Origin of the sequence: Mesorhizobium sp. M7A.F.Ca.CA.004.12.1.1, assembly GCF_003997835.1 — a bacterium.
Classification (GTDB): domain Bacteria; phylum Pseudomonadota; class Alphaproteobacteria; order Rhizobiales; family Rhizobiaceae; genus Mesorhizobium.
In genome coordinates this window covers 1-7,825 of sequence record NZ_RZRK01000239.1, presented here as the reverse complement: position 1 = coordinate 7,825, position 7,825 = coordinate 1, and the positions used below count along the sequence as shown (strand labels likewise).

The window sequence follows — 7,825 nt, the reverse complement described above, 5'->3', positions numbered from 1 at the left end:
CTCTTCCCGCATCCCGATTCGCCGACGACCCCAAGCGTTTCGCCTTTCATTACCTGGAAGCTGATGCCGCCCAGGGCGCGGGTGACACTGTCTTCGCCGAAAAAATGCGTTTCGAGGTTTCGGACATCGAGAAGCAAGTCATTCCCTGCGGCTTGATGCATCTGCATGTCAGCGCCTCCGCTTGGCGCGGGGATCGAACATGTCGCGCAGGCCATCCCCCAAAAGGTTGACCGCAAGGACCGTGACGGCGAGGCAGATACCGGGGGCGAAGATTGTCATAGGAGCGATGGCAAGAAACAGGCGAGAATTCGAGATCATGTTGCCCCAACTAGCGATCTCGGGCGGCACGCCGACGCCGAGAAAGCTCAGTCCGGCCTCTGTCAGAATCGCATCTGCGCAGACTATGGCGCTCTGGACCATAAGCGGCGGAATGGTACTCGGCACGATATGCCTCCACAGCACCTTTGGCAGGCGTGCGCCTCCACAGACGGCGGCCTCAACGTAAGGGCGATCGCGAACACTCAGAACCACCGAACGAACGAGCCGGGTGACGCTTGGCATCTGTGGAATCGTGATCGCGACGATGAGAATGCCGATGCCGGGACCCGTCAGAGAGATAAGGGCAATGGCCAGCAGCATAGTCGGGATCGACATTAGGCCATCCATGACCCGCATGACGACATTGTCGAAACCGCGACTGTAACCGGCGATAATACCGATAATAAGCCCGCCCACAGCTGCGGCTGCCGCCGACATCAATCCCACCAGTAGAGAAACTCGGGCACCGAATACGGTGCGTGCGAACACGTCCCGGCCCAGATGATCACTTCCGAACCACATCTTCGCGGAAGGTGGCTGAAGGCGATTGAATGGATCCATGTTCATCGGATCGCCGCCGTACAGCGGGGCAGCGAGTGCTAGGAGGATCAACAACGCCAATAGTCCGCCGCCTATCATCACCGGCGGATGACGCCTTGCTATGCGAGGCAGGTCAGATACTCGAAAGCGGCCGGTAGGAATGTATTCAACTGGCGGGGAGAGCAGTGTCATATCAGTACCGGATCCGGGGATCGATCAGCGTGTAGGCCAGATCGACTGCGAGATTAATAAGGACGTAGAGACCTGACGTCAGGATGAGCACGCTCTGGATGATGGGATAGTCGCGGTTGTTGATCGCATCCACCACCAGGCGGCCGATACCGGGTATGTTGAACACCGTTTCGGTAAGGACCACTCCGCCGATCAGATAGGCAAAGCTTATGCCGATGACGGTCAAGATCGGGACGCCGGCATTCTTCAAGGCATGGTGGAAAAGCATGGCATAGGACGAAGCGCCCTTGGCAGCGGCGGTTCGCATATAGTCCTCCGAGAGGACCTCGAGCATGCTCGCCCGCGTAACCCGGGCGATGAATGCAATGTAGCCAAGACTAAGGGCCACGGTGGGAAGGACCAGGTGCGCGAACCAAGGTCCAAGGCCACCATCGATCGGCGCATATCCCTGGACCGGCAGCCAGTGTGCCCTGATAGCGAAGAAGTATATGAGGAAATAGCCGATGACAAAGACCGGGACGGAATAGCCAAGTGCCGAAAAGGCGGTGAGGGCGCGATCGATGAAACCGCCAGTTCGCCAAGCGGCAAGGATGCCGAAAGAAACCCCGACCGTCACCGAAAACATCATCGTCAGGAGCGACAGGGAAAAAGTCGGCTCAAGCCGCTGCGAAATGAGCTCAAGAACAGGGCGTCCGGCAAAAATCGAGGTGCCGAAATCGCCGTCAAGCATATCCCGCGCCCATCGTATGAACTGGACCGGCATTGGGTCATTCAACCCCAACTTTTCCCGGATGCCGGCGATCATCTCCGCCGTGGCCGACTTGCCGGCAATCATGTCCGCTGGGTCACCCGGCGCCAGCCTGAGAAGCAGGAAGATGAAAATTCCGACCATCACCATGACGGCCATGGCCGAAACTATCCTGCGCAACATATACGTCGCCATCAGCCTGAGGCTTTCTGCATATTCCACCAGGCAACGTATGGCATCTCCACGAGTCCGGTAAGCGATTTGCGGTGAGCACTCGGGGATACAATTTGACCTAATCTGACGTCACCGACAAATTCCCACCAAATTCGTTGCATTTTGCGAGCCAATGCCTGTCGCTCTTCAAGAGTTTCGACATCCGGCCACTTGAGCCGAAGCGCCTCAAATTCGTCGTTCTTAGGCCAGCCGAACCAGGCGGCCTTTTCCCCGCTCGCGCCAAGGAAGACCGCGGTCATTGGATCGCCTTGGGCGTAATCGAAATCATCGGTGATAAAAATGCTCCAGCCACCGCTCTCAACAGGACCCTTGTTGCCCCGGCGCGCCACAATCCCACCCCAGTCACTTGGCGCAAGCTCAGCGTTGACACCAATCTTGCGTAGTTCGGCTGCGAGAAGCTGTGAGGCATTGCTGGCAGCGGCCCAAGACGTGGGGTCGAGAATAACAACCTTCTCACCAGCATATCCCGCCTCCTGGAAGAGCTGCTTGGCCCTTTTCGGGTCGCCGCCCTTCTTGAACCATCCTGTGTTCTCGTCATTGGAATAAGGTGTACTGTTTCCGAATATCGAAGTGACGGGTCGACTATACTTTGGATCAGGGGCAGTAACGCGCAGAAACGCCTCCTGATCAACCAAGTGAAGTATTGCCTGACGCGCTTTCACGTTATCGAATGGCTTCTGAAGGTGATTCATGCGCACGCACATGTCGTTGCCAGTTTTATTCAGGACCTGAAGTTCAAGATTGGGGTCGTTTTCGATCGCAGCATAGAAATCCGCAGGTGCATCGCGAAGGAAATCAAGCTCCCCTGCTTGCAAAGCAGCCAGATTAGTCTGCGCATCGCCGCCGTTTTCCCAAATGACACGATCGACCTTAACGACTTTACCGCCTGCAAACCCGTCAGAAGCCTCGCTGCGCGGCACGTATTTCTCATTGCGATCATAGGTGAAATTCGCACCCGGCCTGGCAAGAGCATGGTTAAACTTGAATGGACCCGATCCGATGTTCGCGGTCACCTGCTCGGTCGCAGGTCGCTCTGCATCCTTTTCGCGCATAATAAACAGGACCGGCGCTGACAGCGTAGCCAGCAGATCGATCAGTACCCCTAGAGGTTCGGTGAGCGTAATTACAAAAGTTTTGTCGTCCTTTTTCGAGATATCCTTGGCACGAGACATGATCAACTGTCCGCCCGGAGCCACTTGGGCCCAGCGGCGGATCGAGGCCACACAATCGGCTGCGGTGACCGCAGTGCCATCGTGCCAACTCAAACCATCCCGGAGTTCGAAACTATAAGTCTTCTTATCGTCGGAAACGCCCCACTTCCCGACCATTTGCGGTTGTGGCATAAGCTTGCTGTCGGGGGCGAATAGCGTATCATAAACGCCCAAGCTGTGGAAAACGGTGGGGTCGGTTGTCGTGAACACCGGATCAAAGATTTGGAGCTCAACCATTACCATCCGAACCGTCCGAGCGTCCGTTGGCAATGTTTGCCCACGCAAGATCGAGGGGAATGACAAAGCCGTTCCAGCCGCCATACTTAGCTTCATGAGGTCGCGTCGAGAGATTGTCATATTCTAGTTCCCCTTTTTCTTAACGGCGGCTCAAGGCACGCCTAATGGTTAAGTTACTATGGAGCGACTTGCGGCGACTTCGTGATTTTCAACTTATACATTGATTAGCAGACTCGCCATCTGAGCAGGTCGATCTGGAGAGATCCGCCATTCGTAATCCATGAGCCATTATCTGGCTCTCCTTGCTATGAACCACTGCGGGTGTACAGCGATCTCCCTGTTCAACGCGATTGCTGACCAAACTAAGCCAAATCTGATCATCAAACCTCGTGGCGTTGTGCAGCCGGTAGTTGATAGCCGACTCAGATGGGATGGCGATGGTTTGGGCAACATCATGCTACGGGCCGCTGAGTGCTTCATAGCTCAGACACCACTTAGTTCCCTTAGTATTTCCTGGCCGTTAAACCGCCATGGTTTCGATTATTCTTTATCGTGGAGGGCTTGTCGTCAAATTCAGTTTGTGTATCGTGGCCATCTAGCGCCGAGATGGTGGATGAAAGTGCCTGCGTTCGTAGAGCGCTCTCGGCTTGGTCAGGACAACCCATACAATGCGCGCGCCATCTTGGCGGCGGGTGCGACAACGGCCTTGTTCGGGTGCATCTGGCTCTGCAAGCCGTCGAGCCAGCGTCCAAGGCGATCCCGGGCTCGATCCAGGTCGAAAGCAGGAGCGCGCGCCATGAGCGAGGACCTTGCGGACGTAGCGGTTCCCGCGCTTGGTGATGCCACAGAGCTTCTGCTCGCCTCCGGTCGAGTGTTCACGGGGGACAAGGCTCAACCATGCGCGCCCACGCTCATCTCGAAATCAGATTAGCTCAATTCACAAACTGAATTTGACATGGAGCCCCTTGAAGCGATGAATCGATGAGAGTGTCTGGGCGCCTGAAAATCCGGCCAGAGGCTCGTTCGGCTTTAACGCCATTCCGAACGGGTGGAGAACCTCGGACGAAGGCAACAGTTACCAGAATGGCTTGAACCATGAAGATTGACGAAAAATCTGTTGCCGGCAAAGAGCTGATCGTCGAGGAACAGACCCAGCTCTTGGTAGTTGGCGCGGGTCCTGCTGGTCTCGCAGCCGCTATCGACGCGGCTCGCCGAGGACTCTCGGTCGTGCTCATTGACGAAAACCCGGTTCCCTTCATAACCATGGGCAACGAGGTGCCGCTTCACTACGGACAGGGCATGTCTCCTGTAGCGCGCAACCGCAATGCTATGCTTGAGAGCTTCGTCGCTTCCGAGCCACTTATCCAGACAGCGTTCGAAGCTGGGGTTGACGTCCGGCTCGGCACCGCCTGTTGGGGTCTTTATGCGAACGGTCCCGGTGTCCACTGGCTCCCCGGCACGATCGCCGGTCTGGCCGACGAGACACGTGGCTGGCTGATAGGCGCAGAATACGTAATTGTCGCAGCCGGCCGACGCGATATCGGGCTCGGCTTCCCTGGGTGGGAGAAGCCGGGCGTAATGGGTGCCACGGCGGCGGTTTCGCTGGCAACGCGGTTCAGGGCCCTAAACCCTCGGAGAGTGTTGATCCTCGGCACGTCGGCTGAGGCGCTGGCGGCTGCCGCAGCACTCGAGAAGGCCGGCGTGGAAATAGCGGGGATCGTGGAACAGGCGGCCGAGGCTGTCGGTCCCGTACACATGGTAGACGAATTACGCGCTGGCGGCTGCGAATTCCTGACCCGTCATGTTGTGCGTGAGGTACTGGGGCGGGACTCAGTTGAAGAAGTGCTCATTTCCGCCTTGGATGAAGCCGGTCGGGCTGTTGGCAAAGAACGCCGAATCGCTTGCGACGGCGTTGTGCTGGCGGTCGGAGCCACGCCGGTTATTGATCTTCTCGCAGCGCTCGGGTGCAGGGTCGCCTTTCAGCCAGAGCGGGGCGGCTATGCGCCGGCGGTGGATGCAGGTCAGCGTACCAGTGTGCGCAATATTTTCGTGATCGGCGACAGCGCCGGCATCTGGCCTACAAAATCGTGCGATCCCAGCATCGCGGAACGCGAAGCCTTACTGGCAGTCGCCACCATCCTTGATGATCTGGGCCTTGCCGGAGACCATGCGCACGATGGAGCGCCGCGACCCGACCGGCCGGCCTACGATCTGGCAGCCTACCGTCTGGCCTGGGTACATGCCAGCGTCATCGCTGCGCGTGACGAATTCCACGTCTGTCAATGCGAGGAGATTACCGCCCGCGAGATCCTCGAGCTACGCCCCCCGCGTTATCTTGGCTGGCAAACCGAGCGCCGCAACGATCGCTCACTCTCAACCCTCCTTGGCGACGCGCCCCCAAACCCGGACCAGGTCAAGCGGCTCACTCGCGCAGGCATGGGACCGTGCCAAGGTCGGCGCTGCCGCGAGCAGATAGCTGCTTTGCTGGCCATGCAGTCCGGCGCGTCGCTAGCGGCAATTCCCCTTGCGGGCTACCGCGCGCCAGTACGACCGCTGCCGCTAGAAATTGCCAGCCAAATCCCGGAATCGCCAGATCAGGCCCGTCATTGGGCACTCTGGTTTGGAATACCATCGCAATGGAAAGCCCAATGGGAGGTTCCCGAGTTTTATACAGTTGCCACCGATCATGTTACCACCGCGGCTGCGCTTGATGAGCGAGGCGGCCATGACTGAGAACATGGGTGCATCCGTTGTGATCATTGGCGGCGGCGTCACAGGGCTGAGTGCTGGCTGGTGGCTAGCACAAACCGGCGTCGATGTTCTGGTTATAGAAAAGGGCATCGTTGGCTGGGAGGCTTCCGGCCGTAACGGAGGGGGCTGCGGACACGTTTTTTCGCCTCTTTACCCGGAGATGCTGCGGCTGTGGCCAATCATGGATGAACTGCTCGGTTATCCTACGGAGTTCTCTGCAAACCGCATCCACGTCGCCGTGACCGAGGAGCAATTGGCGGCCGCAACTCGCAGCGCCGCTGCGATGGAGCGCCATGGACACCGGTGCGAATTGCTCGACCGGACGCGGCTCCGAGAACTCGTTCCACTCGTCGGCGACAACGTTGCCGGTGCTCATTTCTATCACTTCGGGGGGCACGCCAACCCACACCGCACAGTCCAAGGCTACGCGTGGGCCATGCAGGACCACGGCGGCCAGCTCGTGCAGCACTGCGGGGTCACCGGGTTCCGCACCGAAGGCGAGCGGGTGGTAGGCGTAGACACGGAGCGCGGCCTATTTGGCTGCGATCAACTGGTCATTGCAGCCGGGCCATACACCGGGCGCTTCTCGGCGATGCTGGGGCAGGAGGTTCCTTTGGCAAGCGCGCGTGCCGAGATGATCGTTACCGAGCCGCTTCCCCTGATGGCTTATGGTGGCGTTGATGGTAACGATCTCCACGGCAGGCAGACGCTGCGCGGTAATCTGGCCTTTGGAGGCGGTCCACACGAATGGCTGGAACTAGCCGAGGGAGGCGTAATATCCAACCCCTCAACCCCCCTGATGGGTCATATAGGCCGCCGCTTGGTTGAAATGATGCCGAAGGCCGCGCATGCCCGCATTATTCGTTCTTGGGCCGGTGTGATCGAGAACACCCCCGACGGGCGCCCCGTGATCGACCGGCTCTCGACATTCTCCAACGTGGTTGTTGCCACGATGTCCAGCGTCGGCTTCGGCTTGTCGCCGTCAAGCGGGCGAGCAATCCGCGACGTAGTTGTCGACGGCGTCTGCAGCTTCGCAGACATTTCATCGTTTAGCTTGAAGCGTTTCGCCAGGCTCGAACCCAACTGGCGCCAACTGCAGGGCTGGGTTGCGATCCAATTCGGGGACGCTGCTTAGAAACATCGCGCTCAGCAGAAGCGCATCGCTGCGCGTTGCCGAAAGAAGCAGGCGGCATTGGTCATCAGTGATGCGCTTCGATTACTTGCACCCGATGTGCCCCCCTGAAATGTTCTCGCTTGAGGTTGGGTTGTCCCGTCGGCCGTGAACAATGAGAGGGATCAGGCTTCGAGCTCTTCGGCTGACTTTGTAAGGCTGCGATGAGAAGCCACAAAAATCCCTTCAGCCACCTGAGCAGGAGAGAGAAGTTATATCCGGCGGCGGCCAGGATGGCGTTGAGGGCGTCGCCCTGCTGGCCGGCGAGGTAGTTGCGGCCCATGCGGTGTTCGTTCTTGATGTGGCCCCGATGACGGGCTCGACCGCCGACCGCCGTCGCATCTGGCGCTTGATGGCTGGGGTGACGCGGCGTTTCTGGCCCGCGGTGAAGACCCTGAGCTTGTGGCTCTGGGGTGCGTTGTG

5 protein-coding genes and 3 pseudogenes are annotated in these 7,825 nt (G+C 58.6%); 2 read left to right on the top strand and 6 right to left on the bottom strand.

Annotated elements, in window-relative coordinates; translation table 11 throughout:
- The 5 genes and pseudogenes from EN984_RS38780 to EN984_RS38775 all read right to left on the bottom strand — a co-directional run.
- A pseudogene (locus EN984_RS38780) lies at positions 1–167 on the bottom strand (peptide ABC transporter ATP-binding protein); the annotation flags it as partial.
- A gap of 1 nt (position 168) precedes the next feature.
- On the bottom strand, positions 169–1,050 hold the full coding sequence (locus EN984_RS14730) for an ABC transporter permease (RefSeq protein ID WP_127268399.1): 882 nt from the start codon (positions 1,048–1,050) through the stop codon (positions 169–171).
- 1 nt (position 1,051) lies between these two features.
- Positions 1,052–1,993, bottom strand: a complete 942-nt coding sequence (locus tag EN984_RS14725) for an ABC transporter permease (RefSeq protein ID WP_127268398.1) — start codon at positions 1,991–1,993, stop codon at positions 1,052–1,054.
- Positions 1,993–3,600 (bottom strand): ABC transporter substrate-binding protein, encoded by a 1,608-nt coding sequence (locus tag EN984_RS14720; RefSeq protein ID WP_127268397.1) that lies wholly within the window; start codon positions 3,598–3,600, stop codon positions 1,993–1,995. Before EN984_RS14720 ends, EN984_RS14725 begins: the two co-directional genes overlap by 1 nt.
- Positions 3,601–4,264: 664 nt before the next feature.
- Positions 4,265–4,381, bottom strand: a pseudogene (locus EN984_RS38775) (transposase); the annotation flags it as partial.
- Positions 4,382–4,575: 194 nt separating this feature from the next.
- Here EN984_RS38775 and EN984_RS14710 point away from each other — a divergent pair.
- Positions 4,576–6,213, top strand: a complete 1,638-nt coding sequence (locus tag EN984_RS14710; protein WP_127268396.1) for an NAD(P)/FAD-dependent oxidoreductase — start codon at positions 4,576–4,578, stop codon at positions 6,211–6,213.
- Complete coding sequence (locus tag EN984_RS14705; protein WP_127268395.1) at positions 6,191–7,366, top strand: FAD-binding oxidoreductase; 1,176 nt, start codon at positions 6,191–6,193, stop codon at positions 7,364–7,366. The genes EN984_RS14710 and EN984_RS14705 overlap by 23 nt, the downstream gene beginning before the upstream one ends.
- A 220-nt stretch (positions 7,367–7,586) precedes the next feature.
- Here the strand turns inward: EN984_RS14705 and EN984_RS14700 are convergent.
- A pseudogene (locus EN984_RS14700) lies at positions 7,587–7,825 on the bottom strand (transposase); the annotation flags it as partial.

Bases quoted from the DNA above. Each gene is read 5' to 3' on its own strand.
- EN984_RS14730 (WP_127268399.1), bottom strand. From the start codon at position 1,050: ATGACACTGCTCTCCCCGCCAGTTGAATACATTCCTACCGGCCGCTTT.
- EN984_RS14725 (WP_127268398.1), bottom strand. From the start codon at position 1,993: ATGGCGACGTATATGTTGCGCAGGATAGTTTCGGCCATGGCCGTCATG.
- EN984_RS14720 (WP_127268397.1), bottom strand. From the start codon at position 3,600: ATGACAATCTCTCGACGCGACCTCATGAAGCTAAGTATGGCGGCTGGA.
- EN984_RS14710 (WP_127268396.1), top strand. From the start codon at position 4,576: ATGAAGATTGACGAAAAATCTGTTGCCGGCAAAGAGCTGATCGTCGAG.
- EN984_RS14705 (WP_127268395.1), top strand. From the start codon at position 6,191: ATGAGCGAGGCGGCCATGACTGAGAACATGGGTGCATCCGTTGTGATC.